The organism is Pirellulales bacterium (assembly GCA_036490175.1).
Lineage (GTDB): Bacteria > Planctomycetota > Planctomycetia > Pirellulales > JACPPG01 > JACPPG01.
Genome location: DASXEJ010000317.1, coordinates 1 through 21,264, shown reverse-complemented (window position 1 = coordinate 21,264; position 21,264 = coordinate 1). Strand labels below are relative to the sequence as shown.

The following is a 21,264-nucleotide window of genomic DNA, read 5'->3' as shown; positions in this document are numbered from 1 at the left end:
TAGAACTACAGCCTGGCTTAGTCCCGATCGCGTCGATCGGTTATATCGCAGGGCGGGATACGGTCGACGTGCAGTGGGCACCGCCGGGCCAGGCAAGCATGAGCGAGATTCCTACGGATCGGCTCTTTTATCCCGTCGACTTGCGAAAGCAGCGCATCGAGGAAATCGACTCTGCAGAGGCCAAGCGCCGAGCCAATCTTCCGCCGACGGTAAAGGTTGATGTTGGCAATTATCAAGCCGGCTTGGCGGGGCTGCAATTTGGGCAGCTTGCCTCGCAGTCGCAATCCGACGACCGGTCATTCATCGTGCCCCCTGGCGAGCTCACGACGCCGCTCGGCCCACTGACCGTTGTCACTGAGATTTCGCCTTGGAAGACGAATCGGGATTTGAATTCGATCGCGTTTGGCTATCTGCGCGTCGAGCGGGAAGGGGAGCATCGCTTTTATGGGTACTCGGCGTTCGGGCGCGGCAAAATCTACCTTGCCGGGCAAACGCTCTACAACGGGGCCGACGGCGAGGAAATTCATCGCGTGCGACTGAAGCCTGGCCTGGTGCCGATCGCTGTGGTGTCGTTTATCGCCAGTGGCGAGAGCATGCTGCTGTGGCAACGTCCGGGAGACGTCGAACCGGCAGCAATACCGTTGAAATCGCTGTGGCACGATCCAGACATGCCAATGCCGCCCGCCACACTTTGGACCGATTGAAGCTGGGACGATGGATTAGCTTTCAATGGTCGCTGTCGCAGCGGCCCTCCAAGGGCTGGCATCCTGCGATTTAGTTCTCATGCGTCGCCGTATCGAATTTGTACGCGTGCAGCGCCGCATAGCATTTGTGCTCGTGCATCGCCGCACGTTGGTCTTCGATGGTTCGAGGGTTAGACTGTGTGCAAGAGCGCAGGAGGTTTCGGCGCTCGAGGGTAAACGAGCCTCGACGGGCGTTTTGAGGGAACTACGGATGTCGTTTCGCGGTACATTTCGGCTGCTGATCGCGATGACCGGAGTGGTGCTGTCGGTAGGCTTGGGTCCGCCTGTCGGTGGCGGCGAATTCGATCCCCCTGTGCGGCTGCGTCGGCCGGTGGCGATGGCGCTGGCCGAGAATGACGCGCGGCTCTACACCGCCAATCGCGCAAGCGGCAGCATCACCACGATCGATCTGCACACTGGTACGGCGATCGACGAAATCGATATCGGGCGCACGCTAGCGGATCTGGCGATGACACCTGATGGCAGCTATTTGCTGGCGGTGGATGAGGCGTCGGATTCGCTCATTGTTCTGGTGCGTGCCGAAGAGTCGCTGCGCGTGGTGTCACGGACGCCCATCGCTCAGGCGCCTGTGTCAGTGCGCGTCTCGGCGGATGGTAAACGTTGCTTCGTGGCGTCGCTGTGGGGGCGCGCGGTGAGTGTGATCGACTTGCGGCCACTGCAAGACCGTTCCGACGCGCCGACGGGCGACGTTGTTCTGCTCCCGAGAGAGGCAATTCCGCTTCCTTTCAGCCCCCGATTGATGACGCTGGCCGCCCAAGATACGCGCCTAGTCGTGGCGGACGCGTTTGGCGGGTCGTTGGCCGTGATCGATCTCGAAACGAAAGCGGTGGTCTCCGTACGAGAGCTCGTCGGCCACAACATCCGCGGAATGACAACGTCGAGCGACGGCGGGCAACTGCTGTTGGCGCATCAGATCCTCAATAGCAACGTCGATACTTCGCAGCGCAACATATTCTGGGGCGCGGTCATGACGAATGTATTGCGCACGCTGCCGATGGAGTTGCTGACGGCCGACGTTCATCTTCCGTTTCCGCCTGGCAGTACGCAAACCATCGGCGGGCTGGGCACCGGGGCAGGAGACCCGGCCGGTGTGGCTGTCAGCCCGGCGGGGGATATCGTGGTGGCGCTATCGGGCGTGCAAGAAGTCGCGATCCGCCGCGCCGGGCAGAACGGCTGGCAACGCGAGAGTGTCGGGCGCCGACCCATCGCGGTCGCATTAAGCGGGAACGCGGATCGCATTTATGTCGCCAGCACCTTTGCGGACGCAATCAGCGTGGTCGACATGGACAGCTGTACCAAGGAGCAAACAATCTCGCTGGGACCGCGACCGCAATTATCCACTGCCGAACGGGGCGAAATGCTGTTCTATGACGCACGCCTGTCGTTCGACGGCTGGTATAGCTGCCACAGTTGCCATACCGATGGACACACAAACGGATTGACCAGCGACAACTTCGGCGATGGCTCGGCCGGCGCGGCAAAACGGGTCTTGTCGCTGTTGGGCACCGCCGACACAGGCCCCTGGGCCTGGGACGGTCACGTCGCACGGCTGGAAGATCAGGTTCGCGGCTCGCTGCAGGCCACGATGCGGTCGCACAATGTCAAGGACGACAACGTTGCCGCACTCACGGCATATTTGCGCACGCTGCCGGCGCCGCCAAAGGAAAGAATTACCGAAGGTGAACAGATCGAGTTGATCGCCGCGGGCCGTGCCGTATTCGAGCGCAGCGGTTGCAGCCAGTGCCACCAATCGGCTACCTACACCTCAGCGGGCGCATACGACGTGGGGTTGGCCGACGAACTGGGGCGCAACCGGTTCAATCCGCCATCGCTGCGCGGCGTGCGCTGGCGCGAGCGCCTGTTCCACGACAATCGCGCCGCGATGTTGACTGACGTGGTTCGTCAATTCGGCCACGGGTCGGAGGGGGATCTGTCCACTGAGGAAGCAGCGGCGCTCGTAGCGTTTTTGCGGAGCTTGTAGCCCGATTGCCACTCGCAGCGGCTTGCCGTGGAACCGTACCGTCGGTAGGCTGGCGGGAGTCTGCGAGTTCTCTGCTCGGGATGCGTCGCACAAAACCCGTGCCGATTTGACCATGCGACGCCCCATCACTTATCCTCTCACGCCCCGGATGCCACCATGCGAGAAGCCGTTGTTGTTGCCAGCAGCCGTACGCCGCTGGCCAAGTCGTTTCGCGGTTCGTTGAATATCACGCGCCCCGATGATTACGCAGCACACGTCATCCGCCACGTGGTCGACAAGGCGCCGGGCTTGAATCCGGCCGAAATCGAAGACGTCGTGCTGGGTTGCGGCTATCCCGAAGGTCCGCAGGGAATGAACGTGGCCCGCATCGCGGCCATGCGGGCAGGACTGCCGGTGTCGGTCGCGGCGGCGACGGTCAACCGCTTCTGTTCCTCGGGCTTGCAAGCCACGGCGATGGCCGCGCACGAAATCATGCACGAAGGAGCCGACGTCGCGATAGGCGGCGGCGTTGAGAGCATCACTCTGCTGGCGGGCGTGAAGACGGATGTTAATCCATGGATCGCCGAGCATATGCCGGGCTTGTACATGGCGATGGGAGACACGGCCGAAGTGGTGGCCAAGCGCTATAAGATTAGTCGCCAAGCCCAGGACGAATACTCGCTATTGAGCCAGCAGCGGACGGCGCGCGCGCAGCAAGAAGGATTCTTCGACGAAGAGCTGGCGCCGATGAAAGTCACGCGCGGCATCCTCGACAAGAAGACCGGCGCCGTCGTCGGCAAGGAAGAACACCTGCTGGACAAAGACGAGTGCAACCGGCCCGACACCACGCTCGAAGGGCTAGCATCGCTAAAGCCGTACTTCGATCCGAACAGTGGGCAAGGTTCGGTGACGGCCGGCAACGCCTCGCAACTTTCCGACGGAGCCAGCGCCTCGCTTTTGATGTTGCGCGAAAAGGCGCAGGCCCTGGGGCTGAAGCCGAAGGTGGCTTTCCGCGGCTTCGTCGTAGCTGGCTGCGAACCGGACGAAATGGGAATCGGCCCCATCTACGCCGTGCCGCGCTTGCTCGCCAGGCACAAGCTGGCGGTGAAGGACATCGACCTGTGGGAGCTGAACGAGGCTTTCGCCGTGCAAGTGATCTACTGCCGCGACAAGCTAGGGATCGACCCGGCGCGTTTGAACGTCAATGGCGGCTCGATCGCGATCGGACATCCGTTCGGCATGACCGGCTCGCGCCTGGTCGGCACATTGGCGAACCAGATGGTACGCCGCCAGGCTCAATGGGGCGTGGTGACGATGTGCATCGGCGGCGGCCAGGGAGCAGCCGGCCTTTTTGAGCTGATCGCTTAACGTCGACACCCACGATCAAGCCCCACAAGTACGCGCGAGGCTGCACGTTGGTCTCGCACGGCAGCACTATTTAAGTGCGACGCATAAAGTCACGGCTTGAGCGTGATCAGCTTGTCTTCAGGAAAAGTGGTCAGCTCAAGATTCTTGAAGTGAATCTCTTGCGGCACGGTGTTCGAGTGCAGTTGCAGGCCGATGGGCCCTTCGTACATGGCATCGACCTTAGGATCGCGCCAGTCGGCGACCTGCGTTCCGTTGACCACCAGGCGGATGCGATTGCCCTGGGCCAGAATCTCGAGTTCGTTCCAATCGTGCTGCTTGCCCACTTGCTTGGCTGGCGCACCGTCGACCGGCAATCCGCCGCGACCGAACAGATCATGAAAGCTCCAGCCCGAGGGGAACATCACCAGGTGGCCGGCGAAGGTGTACTTGTCTCCATGCTCGGGCGCGTTGCGCCCCCACATGGCGATGCCGGAGTGCATCTCGGACTCGACGAGCTTGACCGTGGCCAGCAGGCGGAAATCGGAGAAGTCTTTTCTGTCGGTGAGCAAATAGGTGCTGACCTTCACCGGCTCCTTGTTCTTGCCGACGATCACCCCCTCGTTCACGCTCCACAGCTCGGGATGCCCAACCCAGCCAGTGAGATCCTTGCCGTTGAAGAGCTTTATGGTTTCGGTCTTTCCTTTCCGCGGCGGAACGACCGGCGCATCATCGGCCAGCGCGTCGCGTGAAAGCAGTGACGTGGCCACTGAAAGAGCAAGCAGCAAGACACAGCACGTTGCCCGGCAGAGGGCCGGGTATGGACGAAAGGGAGTGCGAATCATGAGTCGAATTCCTTGTGTGCGAAGGTTTCTAATCGTCCGCGCGATGCGTCACGCAAATCGGCCATGCAGGGGACGCTCAATACGATACTGTAGCGCAGGGGGGGTATGCGAGCGAGGGGGGCATTTGGGCTCGGGCTGGTCAATTGGATTACGTCGCCGTCAGATTCGGGAATTCTACTTGGCACGGGTCATCGGCGCGGCTAACATGTGGTCGTTCTAACGCTGTGGGGCGAACTATGATCAAGTTTTCAGCGTTGCAATCATCTGACGTCGGGCCAACCAGATTGGCCATTCTTGACGGGGGTAGTTACTGAGACCTGATCGAACATAATCGGACTCGTTTATCTCATCGTTCTCGGAACAGAACGGAGAGGTCAATCATGTTTCAACGACTTAATGGGACTGCGCACGGAACTCGGCTGGCGAATGACTCGCACGGTTGGGGAACAAAGGTCGGTAGCTATCTGCTGATTCTCGGCATCGCGACCGGGTCGGCGACGACGGCAACTTCTCAGACCTACACAACGATTGACTATCCGCAAGCCAACCAGACAACCGCAGTGGGGATTTCTGGCGGCAATATAGTCGGTTATTACCAAAACTCCGGAGGCACTGGCGGCGGGTTTCTCTACAATGGCGCATCCTTTACGAGCATCGACGATCCTCTGACCACCACTCGGACCCTTGCCCTCGGAATCTCGGGAAGTAATATCGTCGGCGCGTACACGGACTCAGCCAATATCAGCCAAGGTTTCCTCTACGACGGTTCGTCGTACACGACCCTGGCCGATCCGTTGGGAGCCAACGGGACCACCGCCTATGGGATTTCTGGGAGCAATATTGTGGGCAGCTACGGGGACGCCGCAAACAGCCTCCACGGCTTTCTGTACAACGGATCGTCCTACGTGACGCTGGACGATCCGCTGGGCGTGAAGGGTACCCAACTGTATGGAATTTCGGGCAACAATATCGTTGGCTCCTACTACGACGCTGCCAATAACGGGCACTCGTTTCTGTACAACGGCTCGACGTTTTCGACGCTCAATGATCCATTGGGAGTCGGAACTTTGGCGGTTGGCATCTCCGGAAACGACATTGTCGGCACATATTTCGATGCTGGGGGACACATACACGGGTTTTTGTACAACGGCGTGTCGTATACGACACTGGATGATCCGTTGGGGAATGGTGGTTCCGCAGTGCTCGGGATATCCGGGAACACCGTCGTAGGCTATTACATATCCGTCACGGGTAGCCCGCCGTTAGTGCAAAGTACTAGTCACGGGTTTATGGCAACACCCGTTCCGGAACCGTCGACGGCCGTGTTGGCCCTTGTCGGCGCGGTTGCGTTTCTTGTCCGCCGACGACAAACAGGCCCTTGAGTTTGCCCTGCCCCGGAGGACGGTGACGGCGAGGACGTGCCCGGTGCCATGCCCACGGAGGTACACCGACGTGGGCATGCTTTTATGCTTGGCGATGTGCGCTTGGCATGCTCACGCGAGCGTAAAAATGGCCCCCTGCGGCCATCCTGTCGGACCTAGGAAAGCATGGCGACGCGTCGCGCTTCGAGATAACGTCTTGATTGTTGTAGGGCGGTTTACCCTGCATCGCGAATCGTCGCGGGCGCGGCTCGCGACGACTTATCAAGCACCGACTATCTCTCGCGCACCATGAAGGTGTTGTTGTCGGCGACGCCGAACAGTGAGCGGAACGGTCCGTTGTGGATGCCGCAGGCGCGGCGGGTCGGATACCAGACGACGTTCATCGCCAGGCCCCACGACTCTTGAGTCGAGCCGCCATCGCTCTTGCCATTGCCGGGGATCAAGTAGTTGAAGCCGCCCATCAAGTCCCACTGGTTGGACATGTGGACGCGATAGTCGGCACCGAAGATGCCACCCGCATCGCCGGTGAAACCGCCCCAAATGCGTCCCTGGTCGCCGTTGGTGAAATTCTTGCGATAGAAGAAGTTGTACATGTTTACAGATCCAAACGTGAGCGCCGTCGTGCTGCTGATCTGTACCGTTTGATTGGTGCCAGTCGCAAACGCGCCCCAGAAGCCGAACTCATTTCCGTACGGAGTAATGTAGCTGATTTCGCCACGCATCTGGGTGAACCGCGTGTGCGAGTAAAACCGGTCGTCGAGCCAATCGAATACCACGCCTCCTTGCAGGCCATTGCCACACGCTGGGCGATGGAACAAGCCGGCGGTCAGAAAATTCTGTTGCCGCGAGTTGTTGAACGAGCTGGCGATATTAGATCCGGATAAATCGCTTTGCACGAACTGAGCGCCGACTTGATAGCCGATGCCGTATTGGTGCCACAGCGAACCGGCGAAGTTGACGCCTTCCTGAAAGCCAAAGTTGCCGTTTTGTCCCTGATCGAGCCCTCCCTTGAAGGCGTGTACACCGGCGAAGACCGACGACTCGTCGAACCAGCGATGCGGACAGCTGATGCCGCCGCAGCAGGAACCGCATTCGGGGCAAGGCGTCGAGTACATGGGCCGGCCGTAGCCGTCGTAGCCGCCACCGTACCCGCCGTATCCACCATCGTCGTAGCCATCGGGAGCGGCACCGTCGTCGCTGAAACCTTGCGCACCGTAGCTCCCCGGAGGTCCGCTCGTGCGGCCGTCGTCGTAGACGATGTTGCCGCCGGCCTGGCCCCCCATGGGATCGGGCTGCGGTTGCACCAGCTCTGCGCCCGGAGGCAACTCGAAGGTGCGACTGGTTCCGGTCTGGGTGTAGCGCGTGCGTGCCGCGGTGCGAGGTAGCGACGGACCTTCTTCAAGGTAATCATGTTCGGGCAAAAGCGCTCGGGCAGTGCGGCTCACGGGGCGTGTGGGGGCGCCATCGGCCGTGTCGCTTGCCGCACCGGGCACGTAGGCCGGCGCCTCGGAGAGCTGCGCCCGTTGCGCATCCTCGCGTGCGGCACGCCATTGATAGCCGACCGGCTCGACATGGTTGTCGCGTGAGCGAGCGTAACGCGGATCGGTGTCCCGATACGGACGGCGCGGCGGTGCCTGATTGGCCTCTTGATACGGGCCGTTGCTGTACGGGGTGTTGTTGTGCGGGGTGATGCCGCGTTGGTTGCTGTTGTGTTGATGAACGTCGACCTGATGATCCTGTTGGTTAGGACCCTGGCGTATGCGACGAACCGCAGATGTGTGGCGACTGTTGTCCTGCGAACCGAAGCTATCGTATTGCGGTTGGAGCGGTGCGCGAGGCGAGACTTCGGAGTCGCCTTCTCCATCGCGGTATTCCTGCTCGGCGCGGGCAGCGGCTTGATCGCGACCGTAATTGTTGCCGTCGGGACGGACGTAGTTGGCGTCGCGACGGTCGGTGGTGCGGTCGCGACGATCGAATTGTTGGTCGCGCTGGCCAGGGCGGTCGTAACCTTGATCACGGCGGCCGCGTGCTTCGCCACGTTCATCGTAGGTGCCATCGTTACCGGCGCCCCTGGCCGGGCGATCGACGCGCGGACCGACCGATTGAGCCGCACGGCTGCGCGGGCGCGAACGGTCGATCGTTTGATGACGACGCGGTTCGCTCTGATCCGACGGCGCGCTGGCCGGGGCTTCGTAACGCCAATCTCCCGTTTGAGTCGGCGCCGGGCGCAAGTCCGGCCCGTCAGCATCGGCCACAGTTTGGGCCTGCAGAGTGTGGCCGGCGGCCAGCACCAGCAGTCCCATTAGGACGAGCTTGGCGAATTCAGTGCTTCGTATCACGGACGACATGTTCATTGCGGTTACCTTCATCGCTCCCTGCGCTGACCGATCTGCCGTGCTAGCACGAGCCTATCGATTCCAGGGCTGACTATCGGACTCACCGCAGATGTAACTTTCGTTAAAATCTTCGCGACCGGAAAAATTTCGCCAAAGCCCGTGATTTAGCGGACCGGCAAAGTCAACGGTCAATCGCCTGCAATGCTGGCAACGCTTGCCAAGTCATACCCAATAGCGCTGAAGTGCAAGAGCCGTGCGGCAACGACGTGAACCGCCGGCGCGAAAGAATGTCTGAAAAAGAGTGCGCCGGGCAGGCGAGACGAAATCGTAGGGCCGCTTGGCCGCCGAATCGCGATCTCTCAGGGGCAGACGCGTGCGTCCGACTCCCACGACGCGCCCCAACCACCAAGCTGGAATGCTGCACAGGCTACTGCCTAGAGCAACAGGCGCGCGAACCCAGTTCACTCGGGGAGCGGGCGCCCTTTGGTTTCGGGGGCGAAGGGGAGGACTACCAGTCCCAGCAAAAAGACGGCGCACATCGCCACACCGGCATAGCGCATCGGCTCGCGCTCGTAGCCGTGGGCCTTCGTGAAGATGTCGGTGGTCAGCTTGGCTAGCATGAACGGGCCGACCGCCGCGATGAAGCGTCCCACGTTATAGCAGAACGACACCCCCGTACTGCGGAGGCGCGTCGGGAACAACTCGGGAAAATAGATGGCGTAGCCGCCGAACAGGGCCAGTTGGCAGAAGCCCATCAGGGGCGTCATCCAGAACAGATCGCTCAAGCGACCGACGTACCAAAAGAAGAAGGCCGTACTAATTAGCGCTGCTATGAACGCGATCGCAAAGGAATAGCGCCGCCCGATCCGATGCGTGATCACGCTAAAGGCGTAAATGCCGAAGAAGCCGCCCAGGTTCTGCATTACCGAATTGATACCAGTCCACAAAAAGAGCTTCGCTTCGACCTCTTCCTTGGTTAAGCCCTGCTCGGTGAAATGCTGCGTGAATACTGAGCGGACCAGGTCGGGGGCGAAGAACCCGATACCCCACAAACCGACGACGCCAGCAAATGCCAGGCACAGCCCGACGATTGCGTTTTTGCGCCAGCGCGGATCGCCGAAAAGCTGCCCATACGAGCCTAGCTGCTTGACGGCTGTGCCATCGTGTGCGACGGCCTGCCAGCGCTCGGGCTCCTTCAAGCGCCGGCGAATCACCACCGCCAACAGTGCCGGCACGGTCCCCACGACAAACATCAGACGCCAAGCCGTCAGCTTGGTGCCAAAAATTGTGAGACTGCCGATCAGGCCCGACTCTTGCATCTGGCCAAACCCAATATTGATCAGCGCCGCTGTGATATTGCCCACGGCCGACAGTGCCTGCAACAGGCCGAGTGCATAGGCTCGCGCATTGTCGGGCATTACTTCGGCCACCAGCGCCACGCCGACCGCGAACTCGCCTCCCACGCCCAAGCCTGTCAGGAACCGGTAAAACGCAAAGTCCCAAAAACCGCGCGAAAACGCGCTCAGCCCGGTGAAAAGCGAATAAAGGAGAATCGTGAACAGCATCGTTTTGGCGCGCCCGATGCGATCCCCCAGAATGCCAAAACCCAATCCGCCGGTGGCCCACCCGATCAAGAAGATCGACGTGGCGTATCCACCGTAATCTGCCACGTCTTTGGCAAACTTGTCCTTTCGCAGCTTGGCGGCTTCGCTGGTCTCGTCGGGCGGCGCCGGTACGGCCAACAATTCCTGCATGGCCGGCCTGCGTGCCAATGTAAAGAGTTGCTGATCCATCGTATCGAACAGCCAGCCCAAGGCCGCCACGGTCAGCACGAACCAGTGGTATCGCGTCAGCTCGCGATACCAGGGAGTTTTCGCATCATTCATCAGGTACAGATCCGCGGCGAAGGGAAACACAGGAGGGACGGAATCGGCGGCAGGACAGCTATATCAAACCGAATTTGCTGGCCGTTTGGATGGCCACGATGATTGAGAGCACAATGAAAAACAGCCCGGCAAAAAAGAGACCCGTGCGCATAAACCAATTGGGACGCAGTTCGCGCGGCAACAGGATGAGATTCAGCGCCAGCACGTGCCAGCAGCTGAATCCCAACGCGAAGTTCATGATATTGGTGCCGATCGTCAGCAGCATCAATGGCTTGCCAAGATACAGCATGGTCAGCCCAAACACCGAATAGCCCGTCAGCACATAAAAGTAGAGATTGCGAATTCTCTTGGTTTCCCACTCGCGCAATCGGGCGCTGGACGTCCAGAAGACATCGACCCAGCGGCGGACGAAACCGTCGATCGTCGAGGCCATAGTCGGCGCAAGCACCAGGAATCCGCAAAGCAGCGTCAAATACCAGAACAGGTGACCGACCTCCGACCCCCATTGGGTATTGATATGGTTCTCAACTCCGCCGGCCGTCATACCGGCCACGGTCCAATCGTCGGCCACTTTGCCGCGCGGCACGAATTGCACTGACAACATGCTGGGTAGCGCTAGCCCTATAAAACAGGCGGGCATCCACACGACCAACTGATCGCGCATTACGTGCCGGTACCAACGCCGCCAGCGTGACAAGGATTCGGGCGTCACTTCGAACACCATGCCTACGTGCGAGAGCGCGATATTGCGGCCGCCGATGACGCTGGGAATCGCGCCGACGTGATATCCCATTCCCCATCCCTGGTCGCGGGTGTAGTTGCTCAGGGGTGCGTTCGACAGTCCCCCCTGCCCTGCAATGGCGGCAAAGGCGGCCAGCATGGCAATGGTGCTAAAGTCGACGTGCGGCAGGCCGTCGCCGCGCAAGACGGAAAGAAACACATTATCGACCGCGTCATTGGCGCCCTGGATCGGCACGGTACCAAACTTGACGAAACCGGTGCCGATCTCGCGCCAGGTCGAGAATGTTGAAAAGCAGATCGCAATGAACAGCAGGAAGCTGAACACGGTCACGATCTTGAACGTCATCACGGCCTTCAGCGCGCTGTAGATCTTGCCGCCGAAGATCAGCGGCAGCAGCGACGCCAAGAAAACGCTGAACGCCAGCGATTGAATCAGGAAAGCCTGCGAAAAATCAAAGTGCTGCCCCAGCAGATCGAACGAGGTCCAGGGTGTCTCCTGCGGGTTCGCACTAGGGATCGCCCCCAGGATTACGGCCGAAAGCGGCACGGCAGCGTTCGAGGCCAGGTAAGGAAACACTGCGCCGAAATCGAGTATCAGATAAGCGGTGAGCCAGAAACGTGGTCCCGGAAGCGTGCGAAATTTGCCCGTGAAGATAGGCTCGCCCGAGTAGAGCGTGTAGCGGCTGATTTCCAGGTTGTAGACCACTTGCCCCAGGATGCTCAGCGTAGCCAGCCACATGAGCGCACCGCCGTAGCGGGCCGTGACAGCCGGCCCCATCAACCACTCGCCGCCGCCAATGGCAGCGCCCCCCATCAGCAGTCCGGGGCCGAGCATGGCGAACCAATTGCGCCAGGTAAAGTACGGCGCATCGACGAGCGGCCCCTGGTTCCAGCGCGGCATCTCGTGCGAGCCGGGCCAAGGAGCCTGCCCCTGCTGGTGCAGGGTCTCAGGGTTAGTAGTCGTCAACGTTTCCGCCATGGGCGGCCTCGCGGTGGGAACGCGGATGCGTTTGCGTGTGGGGGCGATTGCGCGCGGCCGATCGCGCTCGGCCAGAGGCGCGTACTGGGTGTCGCGCCAGGGCTTCGATAATGGCAGCAAAATAGCCCACAAGCAAGCGCTGGACAAGAATCCTAGGCAGATTTACTTGCCTTGCAGTTCCTGCCGGGGCCTGCCGTCCATCGAGATCACCGCGGCCGGTAAAAGGTTGCGACGGGCAGCAGACCGGCGACGACATGGAGACAGCGTTATGGGGTCGGTCATCGCACAAGCTCGCTGATCAAGAGAGAACGCCGGGTGCCATTTCCACGCCAAGCATGGACATGCCTCTGACCCGAAAACTGTTCGCATGCCCACACAGGATGTGGGCATGGCACCCGTGTGTTCGCAACTAGATGCGTTGTGTCTGGAAAGGCCAAACACGGCAGAACGACCGCGTAAGATAGCGAGTTACGAGCCCAACTATCTTTCCTAATCGTTACGGATGCGGCGGCGAGGTGGTGATCAGCACGTCGAGACTTTCGTCGCCGGTATTCTCGATGCCATGTTCGCACCAAGGGGGCAAGTGAACGAACATGCCGGGCTCGACGTCGACGCGCCGGCCGGCCAGCGTCATGACACCTCGCCCGCGCAGGATGTAATAACTTTCTTCACTTTCGTGGCTGCCTGGTTTCAGCACCGCGTGAGGTGGAACGAAGAACACGACCTGGCCAAAGCTCTGCGCCGGGGCCCGAGGGTTCGAGGGATGCGCCACGCGCACTCCAATCCCTTCGCAGCCAGGATACTTCACCGGACAACCGTCCTTCACAGTAACGATATTGGGCTGCACGGGCGTGTCGGGCTTTGGAATCCGCCCGGTGCTAGGAGGGTAGCCCTGATAAAGCTTGATTTCGGCCATCGGTTCACCGCTGAAAGTCCATGTCGGAACGAAAGGCAACTACAACCACGAATCACATGCATGACACGAACAAGAAAGACGGCAGGAAAAACCCGACAGGTGACCCGCTTGCTCCATTCGTGCGATTCGTGTGATTCGTGGTTTTGAAGAATTGGGATTCACAGTGGCGTCAGGAAAGCCTTGTTACGTTTACCACTCGCGATGGTAGCCGGCTGTCCAACCGCCGTCGACGGTGAGCACGGCACCATTTACGTAGCTTGCCTCGGGGGCCGCGAGAAACAGCGCGGCGTGGGCAATTTCCTCGGGCGTGCCTGGCCGGCCCACGGGAATGTGCGCAATCAGGCTGGCGGCCCGTTCCGAGTAGGTACCGTCGGCGCCGTAGAATAGCGCGCGTGTTCCCTGCGTGATGATCGAGCCGGGGGCGATGCAGTTGACCAGAATGCCGCGCGGCGCAAGCTCGAGCGCCATTGAGCGTGTCAGGTTCACCACACCCGCCTTGGCTGCTACGAAGGCGCTTTGCAACCGCAACGGGACCAAGCCGGCTACCGAGGCGATATTGATAATCCGGCCGGCGCCCACCGCCAACATCCGCGGAATCACCGCTTGGGAGACGACAAACACGCCCGTCAGGTCGACTCGCAGGATACGGTCCCAATCCTCGCGGCTGTATTCCTGAATGGGCAGACGATCTTTGACCGTGTTGATGCCGGCGTTGTTGACCAGGATGTCTACCGAACCGAACTGTTCGACAACTTGTGCGACGACGGAACCCATCGCCGCGGCATCGGCCACGTCAGCCGCATAGGCGGCCACACGCTGCCCTTGGGCGGTCAGTGCTGCGACCGTCTCGCGGGCCGCTTCCGTGACCAAATCGATAATGGCCACGGCGGCACCGTTGGCCGCCAGTTGCGCGACGATCGCCCGACCGATTCCCTGGGCGCCGCCGGTGACAATCGCCGTTTTTCCTGCCAACTCGACTTGCATATCCGCGTGCTTCCGACGGGGAGAGAAATCGCGACGACGGGCGCGTGCCGCTATTGAGGGCGCGGGGCGCGATGCTTGGACTGGTTGGCGAGTTCCTCGTCGATCCAGGTTTCCAGTTCGTCCCAATCGACCGGCGGCAGGCGCGACAGGTCGGGCCGCAGGATGCTCGCCCCTTTGACGTATACGTGAGCGAGTTCGCCTGGCGGCTTCGTCGTATTCCAGTGCAGCAGCACACGAATGCAATTCCGCAACGAGCCTGGCACGTCGAGCTCGTGCGTACAAAGCAAGGCCACGTCGAGCCAACCCAACTGCCGAGCAGCGAGGGCCGGAAACTCAGCGTCGAGATCGACCGTCGTGCTGAAGATGGCGCTCGCCAAATCGTGCGGCTCGATGCCATTCTGGCGGATCATCAACGCCAACAGCTGGCGCGTGGCCTGCAGGATCTCTTCCCGCGTGTTGCCGTCGGCCGTTGTGGCGCCGCGCACGCCGCGGCAGCGAACGTCACCTTGATTTTGTGCAGTCATTGCCCTGCAAACTCGTCCCATCGAACGTTTGGAATTTCCCCGACGAAGTCCACGCCAAGCGTACGAGCGTAGCACATCACTCGGGCTTAATCCACGCTGCGGGCGGCACGCTTACTCGGGATCCTTCTCCAGCCCCAACTGCACCAGACGGCGGTACAGCCGCGGGCGGGTCATGCCCAACAGGCGGGCCGCCTTGGTCTTGTTCCCCTTGGCGCGGGCCAGAGCGCGGCGGATCAGTTCTTCCTCGATGCGCGCCAGGAACTGCTCGAGCACGATCGTCGGTTCGACCTTGCGCGGCCGGGCCAGCGCGTCGAGCACCAATTGGATCTTGGCCGGCAGGTCGCCCGGACCAATGCTGGGGCCCTCGGCTTGGGCATGTGCCGCCGCGATAACCTCGGCCAATTCCGCCACATTGCCGGGCCAGGTGTAGATCATCAGCCGATCGATGGCCTCGGGCGAAAGGCCGGCCCGTTGCTTGCCCCCCTGCCGGTTCTGCTCTTCGACAAACCGCTGCGCCACCAGCGGCAAGTCCTCCAGCCTGTCGACCAATCGCACTAAACGGATCTCGACCGTCGACAAGGCGCAGGCCAGATCGGGGCGAAACTTCTCCTGCGCCGCCAAGGTTGCCAACGACTCTCGCGCCGTCGCGATAATGCGGAAGCTCAGACCGGACGCGATACTGCGGGCCAGTTGCTCTTGCGCTTCGGCGGCTAATTGATCCGCCTCGCACAACAAAAGTGTGGCCGGGCGCGCCGTCGGGGTCGAGGAGCTCGCGCGCGCCATGGCCCGGATGGTCGATTCCAGCAGGCTGCCGCTCAACAGTGGACAGACCAATGGAACTAGCGAACCGGCCGCTTGCGCCGCGCGGCCATAATGAATCGCGCGGGCCACGTGCTGCCGCCCGCACCCGGCCGGACCGATGACCGTTACACTCGCCGCGCTGCCAGCGGCCAACTCGACCTGGTTGCGCACCTGGCGCATCGCGGCGCTGTCGCCCAGCAGGTGGTCGAGGTGGAAACGGCCGGCCAGCTTGCGCCGCCAACGAGCCAGGCGTTCGTGCAATTCTTGGGCTGACGATTCTCTCGTCGCCTGGTTGCCGGCGAGTGCTTCTACCGCGTCGGCGTCCGCGATGCGGGCTGAAGCAATTGCCACTACGCCAACCATCTCCAGCGCGTCGGTGCCCAGTGGTACAAAGTCGACATGACGAGGAATCAGCGCTCCGTCGAGCCCGGCAAGTGAAACGATCGCGCTGGCGCGGTGACCGTTCCAGACCTCGGGGGGCGGGGCCAAAGCGGCGGCCACGGCCGCGGGGCCCGTGACTTCGGCGCTGGAGTGGTAACGCGACTCCTGACCCGCCAGCTCATTGGCCGAGCAACCGGTCCATGCGGCGCAGGCATCGTTGACAAAGACGATCCGCCGCTTGTCGTCGAGAACGAACACGGGGCCTGCTGCCGCGTCGAACAGCCGGACCAGGTCGGCGGCGAGAGTTCGCAAGGCCATAGGGCGTTCGTCAGCGGCTGAGGTTACAGGAGCAATACACGACGCTTATCAGCGCAGCGGCTAAGGCTCGACACGCTTGGCCGATGATGATCCGCCGGGGCCTTCGATATCGATGCTTGTCACCTTGCCCTCGGCCTGCTTAAACGTAAAGCGGACGTCGTCGTTAGAGGTCGAAACGAATTGCCGATCTCCCTGGTATTTCAAACGATCTCGCGGCTGACCTGGCGATTGTGCCTGCAGTTTCCCCTCTTCCATCGTGATCTGCAGTTTTCCTTCGTTCAACTCGTACGTGCCCAGTAGCGGCTTGAGCAATTGTTCGTCGGCCGGCAGATCGACCACCGGTTTCTCCTCGATACCCAGCATTACCTTCGCAATATGGCTTTCGATGCCGCTGGCGGGCGCACCGGCGGTATTTGACAAGACAATCACCGCCAGGCGATCGTCCGGGTAGCGGGCAATCATAGTCGAAAAGCCATTGATGCCGCCGCCGTGGCTCAGCTTGCGATGGGTGGACATTTCGCCCAATCCCCAGCCGTAGCCATATTTTTGCTCTTTACCGTCGGCCAGCTTAGTGGGGCGGTATAAGGCATCGTAAGATGCCGAGGAAAGAAAGTCGCCGGCTTCGAGCGCCTGGTGCCACTTCACCAGATCGAGCACGTTCGACACGAGTGCCCCCGCGGCGCCAGGAGCGTTCATGCTGATCGGATCGTCGTTCACCAGCTCACCGAGAGATCGTTTGTAGCCTTGGGCCCGGTGCGGGATCAGTGGTCGCATATCACCGTATCGCGTGGCGTGCATTCCCAGCGGTTTGAAGACGTGGTCGGCAAGATACTCGGCATAGCTTTGGCCACTGGCCTTTTCGATCACTAGGCCCAGCAGATAATAGCCGGAATTGTTGTATTGCATCTTCTCGCCCGGCTCGAAATCGAAGGGCAGTTCCTTAAAGAGCGCGAGCATGCCCTCGTGCGACAGATCCTGCCGTGCCGTGCGAAAGAAATTGGGAAGGCTGGTATAGGCTTTGATGCCCGACGTGTGATTGAGCAACTGGTGGATCGTGACTTTGTGCCCCTGCACCGGATAATCTGAGAGGAACTTCGTCAGTTCGTCGTCGACGGATAGCTTGCCTGCCTCGGCCAATTGCAGAATCGCTAGCGACGTGAACTGTTTGGTGATCGAGCCCAATCGGTAGATGGTTTCGGCGGAGGCGGGCACGCTGTTTTCGAGGTCGGCAAAGCCGTAGCCGCGGGCGAGCACAAGGCGGCCATCTTTTACCACGGCGACGGCATAGGAAGCGATCTTCTTTTCCAACCCCTCGCGCACGATCGTGTCGATGCGGTCGATGGCGCCGGCAGGGACGACGGCAGCCCACGCCGATGATTGCCAACTCGACCATTGCCAGGTTGCGAGCAGCGTCAGACATGCCAACAGCGGGTAACCGATCCGTAAGCGACGCATGGATGACTCCACGATGTGGGGAGAAGTTGCGTGTTTCAAGGATTGACGGAGTTTGCCGACCACTCGTCGAGCGCTTGCTGCAGTTGCTCGAGCGACGTATTGCCGCCTGAGCATATCAGGCCGACCTTCTTGCCGGCCAGTTCGTGCCGCAATCGAAACGCGGCGGCCAATGACGAGGCAGCGGCTCCTTCGGCTAGCGTGTGGGCACGCTCCACCATCCACACCATAGCGCGGCGAATTTCTTCGTCAGTGACCAACATGAACTCTTTAAGCAGGTCCCAGAGCATGGCCTGAGGCAAGGCGAAACCGGCACCCGTCGAAAGCCCTTCGGCGCAGGTCGTGCTCGGCACCTCGACCATGCGGCGCTGCCGCCAGGATTGGTAGGCGGCTGGCGCCCGATCCGCCTGCACCCCCACGACGCGCAGGCTGGGCTTGATCGCAGCAGCGACCAGCGCCGCGCCGGCGGCGCCACTGCCGCCGCCAACGGGGACAAAGATCGCGTCCAGCGCCGGCTCTTCGGTGAGCATCTCCAAAACCTCGGTGGCCACCCCCGCGATCAATAGCGGCTCGTCACCGGAATGAATGTATCGATAACCGTGCTCGTGGGCGAGTGCCTCGCAGTGCAACCGCGCGGCATCGAAATTCTCGCCCCAGAAAATCACTTCGGCCCCCATACCCTGAATCGCCGCCACCTTGCCCGGATTGGCTCGGGCGGGCACCACTACGCGGGCCGTGACACCGAATAATCTCGCAGCATAAGCGACCGACTGGCCGTGGTTGCCGGTCGAGGCAGCGATCACGCCGCGGGCGCGCTCATCGGGACTGAGCTGAGAAATCAGATTCACCCCGCCACGCACCTTGAAGGCGCCGACCGGCTGATAGTTCTCGTGCTTGACGAACACCTCGGTCCCCAGCAACTCGTCGAGCGCCGGATAGTTGTACAGCGGCGTGGGGGCGAGGTAAGGGCGCAACCGTTTCTGCGCAGCGAGCACGTCTATAAAGGTTGGGATTTGCAGCGGAGAACCTCCTGAGGCAGTCAACAGGCGGTTGAATGGCGCAGTCGGATTATACCCGCCGCTACGGCATACGGCTCGCGGGCTGTTGATCGGCACGCGCGCGATGGAAGGCGCGGTGGTGTCTGGTGCGCGTGCAGATTCCAGGGCCACAATCGAGAAGGCCCATCCATCAGGCCTAAGGGACGATAGAGACAGCATCGTGCGGCGCAAAAGCGCTACGGCGCGACGGCCTGGGCGAGTGAGTCGCGAGTGGAGGACGCTCGCCGCGCCGACGGATCGGTCACCTTTCGTATAGCGTGGTCGGGTGCCTGACGACGCAGCGTCGCGACGTCTACGGCCGGCTCGATGCTGGGCAAGCGGGCCGATTGGCTGGCTTCGTTGGCACGCTGCTGGAGGGGATTGGGCACCAAACCGACAAAAACGACCAGCAGCGCACAGCCAAACATGGCCAAGCCAGCACCAGGATTGCCTGACGAACGGGATTCTGCCGTGGCCGGGCGGAAATACATTACGGCCACAACCCGCAGGTAGTAGCCGGCCGAGATTGCGGCATTGAGCACGCCCACGATTGCCAACGCGATGAACCAGCTGCGCGTGGCGCCGGTGTCGCCATCGATGGGCCGAATGCTAAGGGTTCCGGCAAACAAGTTCAACTTGCCCCAGAATCCCGCCAGTGGCGGGATGCCGGTCAGGCTGAACATGAAAATAGCCATCGAGAGTGCGGCCCAGGGATGGGTGCTTCCCAGCCCGGCAAGCTCGTCCACGTTGTCCACCTGCACGCTGTCCGACGATTTGTCGTCATGCCCAAGGTAAACCAGCACGGCGAAGGCGCCGGTCGTGGCCAATGCGTACACGGCGATGTAGAAGAGCATGGCGGCAATGCCATCGAACCCGGCGGCACCGCGTACGCCCGTTACATCGCTCACCGCGGCACAGCCGACGGCCAACCCCATGAGCATGTAGCCACCGTGGGCGATCGCAGAGTAGGCCAGCAACCGACGAATGTTGTCCTGCCAGAGGGCCACGACATTACCCAGGGTCATGGTCAATAGCGCGAGTACCAGGGCAATCTGCCAGGCGTAGCTCTCGAAGCCTGGCATCGAGGCGACGACGATCCGCACCAACGCGACCAGGCCGCCCAGCTTAGGGAGAACGGATAACAGCGCCGCATTACCGGCTGTCGTACCCTGGTAGACGTCGGGCGCGTAAAAGTGAAACGGCACGGTCGTCACCTTGAAGCCCAGCCCGGCAAAGACAAGTACCAATGCCAATCGCGCCAGCCAGCGCGTGCCCGCCGTCAAATCGGGACTAGCCAAGGTGGCGTGCAATTGGGACAGTTCCGTCGATCCGGCCACGCCATAGATGAAGCTGAATCCGTACAGCATTACCGCCGAGGAAAGAATGCTTAGATAGAAATATTTGGCCGAGGCCTCTTGAGAGTCGACCGACCTGCGTCCCAAATACAAGAGTATGTAAGTGGGAATCGAGATCAATTCCAGCCCCAGAAACAATAACACGAGCTCGCGCGCCGACGATACGAGCATCATGCCCACTATGGCCAAGAGCAGCGTGCCTAGATACTCAGGCGCCTGCACTGAGGGCGCCAATCGACCGGCCATCAATATCAAGGCCAAGCCCACCACCCACACCAGCCAGCGCACGTATTGGCTGAACATATCGACGGCCAGCGGATCCGAGATGGGTATCACTAGCGCCGGTTCGAGCGCTTCGTCGATGGTGCTCATGTCGGGCGAGACCAATTCGGCGTACTGGCCGTACATCGTCCAGCCCGCCAACAACAGCCCCCCCAGGGCGATCGCGGTGTACAATCCGCGACCGGGGACAAAAACGCCGCCGATATAAATCAGCGTGGCGGCGATGACCAACGTCATTTCTGGCAGCAACCAGTACAGCGTTTCAGTCGACACGCGCCACCCCCTTCACTTCCATGCGGCCAGCCAACTGCGGCCCTGCGGCAGGCGTATGCTCGGCGTCGATGCGTACGGCGATCTGCCGGGCCACCGGATCGAGCGTGCCCGCCATCGGCTGGAGAAAATGCTGCGGCACCAGGCCGATCCAAAACATGAACACGACGAGTGGCACCAGAGCACAAATCTCGCGCGTGTTCAGATCGTGGACTTCGTGATGACCGCCGCCGTGCGAAGGTTCTTTGAGCGGGCCGAAAAAGACGCGCTGCACAAGCCACAACATATACCAGGCACCCAGGATCACGCCCGACACGGCCAGCACCGACATGATGCGGCCGGCCAACCACCAGTCGCCCGAGACTTCGGTCCAGCCGCGCTGGAAAGCCCCCGAGAGCAACAAGAATTCGCCGGCGAACCCGTTCAGGCCTGGCACACCAATGCTCGAAAACGTGAACAGCAGCATGAAGAAGGCCAAGATCGGCGTGCGGCGCGCCAGGCCGCTATAGTCGCTGATCTCGCGGGTGTGATAGCGCTCGTACATCATGCCCACGACCGCGAACAGGCCGCCGGTCGACAGGCCGTGATTGATCATTTGCAGGACGCCCCCTTCGATACCCAAGCGATTGAGCGAGAAGACGCCCAGCGTGCAGAAGCCGAGGTGGCTGACCGACGAATAGGCGATCAATCGCTTGATGTCACTCTGC

General features: G+C 61.3%; 16 protein-coding genes. 4 read left to right on the top strand and 12 right to left on the bottom strand.

The features are described 5' to 3' along the window. The 3 genes from VGG64_24490 to VGG64_24480 form a co-directional block, all read left to right on the top strand. Positions 1 to 704, top strand: a 704-nt coding sequence (locus tag VGG64_24490) for a hypothetical protein (GenBank protein ID HEY1602785.1), incomplete at its 5' end; no start/stop codon positions are given. Between the two features lie 250 nt (positions 705 to 954). Next, positions 955 to 2,745, top strand: coding sequence for a cytochrome c peroxidase (locus VGG64_24485; protein ID HEY1602784.1), 1,791 nt, complete (start codon positions 955 to 957; stop codon positions 2,743 to 2,745). Between the two features lie 156 nt (positions 2,746 to 2,901). Beyond that, positions 2,902 to 4,092: a thiolase family protein gene (locus VGG64_24480; GenBank protein ID HEY1602783.1), complete on the top strand. Its 1,191-nt coding sequence runs from the start codon at positions 2,902 to 2,904 to the stop codon at positions 4,090 to 4,092. Positions 4,093 to 4,181: 89 nt separating this feature from the next. Here the strand turns inward: VGG64_24480 and VGG64_24475 are convergent, their stop codons facing one another. Further along, positions 4,182 to 4,913, bottom strand: coding sequence for a DUF1080 domain-containing protein (locus VGG64_24475; GenBank protein ID HEY1602782.1), 732 nt, complete (start codon positions 4,911 to 4,913; stop codon positions 4,182 to 4,184). Positions 4,914 to 5,293: 380 nt separating this feature from the next. Here VGG64_24475 and VGG64_24470 point away from each other — a divergent pair, with 380 nt between their 5' ends. Next, positions 5,294 to 6,295 (top strand): PEP-CTERM sorting domain-containing protein, encoded by a 1,002-nt coding sequence (locus VGG64_24470; GenBank protein ID HEY1602781.1) that lies wholly within the window; start codon positions 5,294 to 5,296, stop codon positions 6,293 to 6,295. Between the two features lie 272 nt (positions 6,296 to 6,567). On the opposite strand, the gene VGG64_24465 is transcribed toward VGG64_24470, so the two are convergent. The 11 genes from VGG64_24465 to VGG64_24415 form a co-directional block, all read right to left on the bottom strand. Beyond that, on the bottom strand, positions 6,568 to 8,649 hold the full coding sequence (locus tag VGG64_24465; GenBank protein ID HEY1602780.1) for a DUF6666 family protein: 2,082 nt from the start codon (positions 8,647 to 8,649) through the stop codon (positions 6,568 to 6,570). Between the two features lie 443 nt (positions 8,650 to 9,092). After that, the gene (locus tag VGG64_24460; GenBank protein HEY1602779.1) at positions 9,093 to 10,517 is read right to left on the bottom strand and encodes an MFS transporter; all 1,425 of its coding nucleotides are present in this window, start codon (positions 10,515 to 10,517) and stop codon (positions 9,093 to 9,095) included. A gap of 58 nt (positions 10,518 to 10,575) precedes the next feature. After that, positions 10,576 to 12,237, bottom strand: a complete 1,662-nt coding sequence (locus VGG64_24455) for an Nramp family divalent metal transporter (GenBank protein ID HEY1602778.1) — start codon at positions 12,235 to 12,237, stop codon at positions 10,576 to 10,578. A 496-nt stretch (positions 12,238 to 12,733) separates the two neighbouring features. Then, the gene (locus tag VGG64_24450) at positions 12,734 to 13,153 is read right to left on the bottom strand and encodes a cupin domain-containing protein (protein ID HEY1602777.1); all 420 of its coding nucleotides are present in this window, start codon (positions 13,151 to 13,153) and stop codon (positions 12,734 to 12,736) included. A 189-nt stretch (positions 13,154 to 13,342) separates the two neighbouring features. Next, on the bottom strand, positions 13,343 to 14,137 hold the full coding sequence (locus VGG64_24445) for a 3-oxoacyl-ACP reductase family protein (GenBank protein HEY1602776.1): 795 nt from the start codon (positions 14,135 to 14,137) through the stop codon (positions 13,343 to 13,345). Between the two features lie 50 nt (positions 14,138 to 14,187). Continuing rightward, a complete protein-coding gene (gene aroH, locus VGG64_24440) occupies positions 14,188 to 14,661 on the bottom strand; it encodes a chorismate mutase (GenBank protein HEY1602775.1) in 474 nt (157 codons plus the stop codon). Positions 14,662 to 14,772: 111 nt separating this feature from the next. Further along, entirely contained in the window at positions 14,773 to 16,161 is a 1,389-nt protein-coding gene (locus VGG64_24435) for a helix-turn-helix domain-containing protein (protein HEY1602774.1), read from the bottom strand. A 60-nt stretch (positions 16,162 to 16,221) separates the two neighbouring features. After that, positions 16,222 to 17,616, bottom strand: coding sequence for a serine hydrolase domain-containing protein (locus VGG64_24430; GenBank protein HEY1602773.1), 1,395 nt, complete (start codon positions 17,614 to 17,616; stop codon positions 16,222 to 16,224). A gap of 35 nt (positions 17,617 to 17,651) precedes the next feature. Further along, a complete protein-coding gene (locus VGG64_24425; GenBank protein ID HEY1602772.1) occupies positions 17,652 to 18,608 on the bottom strand; it encodes a threonine/serine dehydratase in 957 nt (318 codons plus the stop codon). A 239-nt stretch (positions 18,609 to 18,847) separates the two neighbouring features. Next, positions 18,848 to 20,560, bottom strand: coding sequence for an NADH-quinone oxidoreductase subunit N (locus VGG64_24420; GenBank protein HEY1602771.1), 1,713 nt, complete (start codon positions 20,558 to 20,560; stop codon positions 18,848 to 18,850). Then, positions 20,550 to 21,264 (bottom strand): proton-conducting transporter membrane subunit (locus tag VGG64_24415; GenBank protein HEY1602770.1); only part of this gene is annotated, 715 nt, incomplete at its 5' end. The genes VGG64_24420 and VGG64_24415, both read right to left, overlap by 11 nt.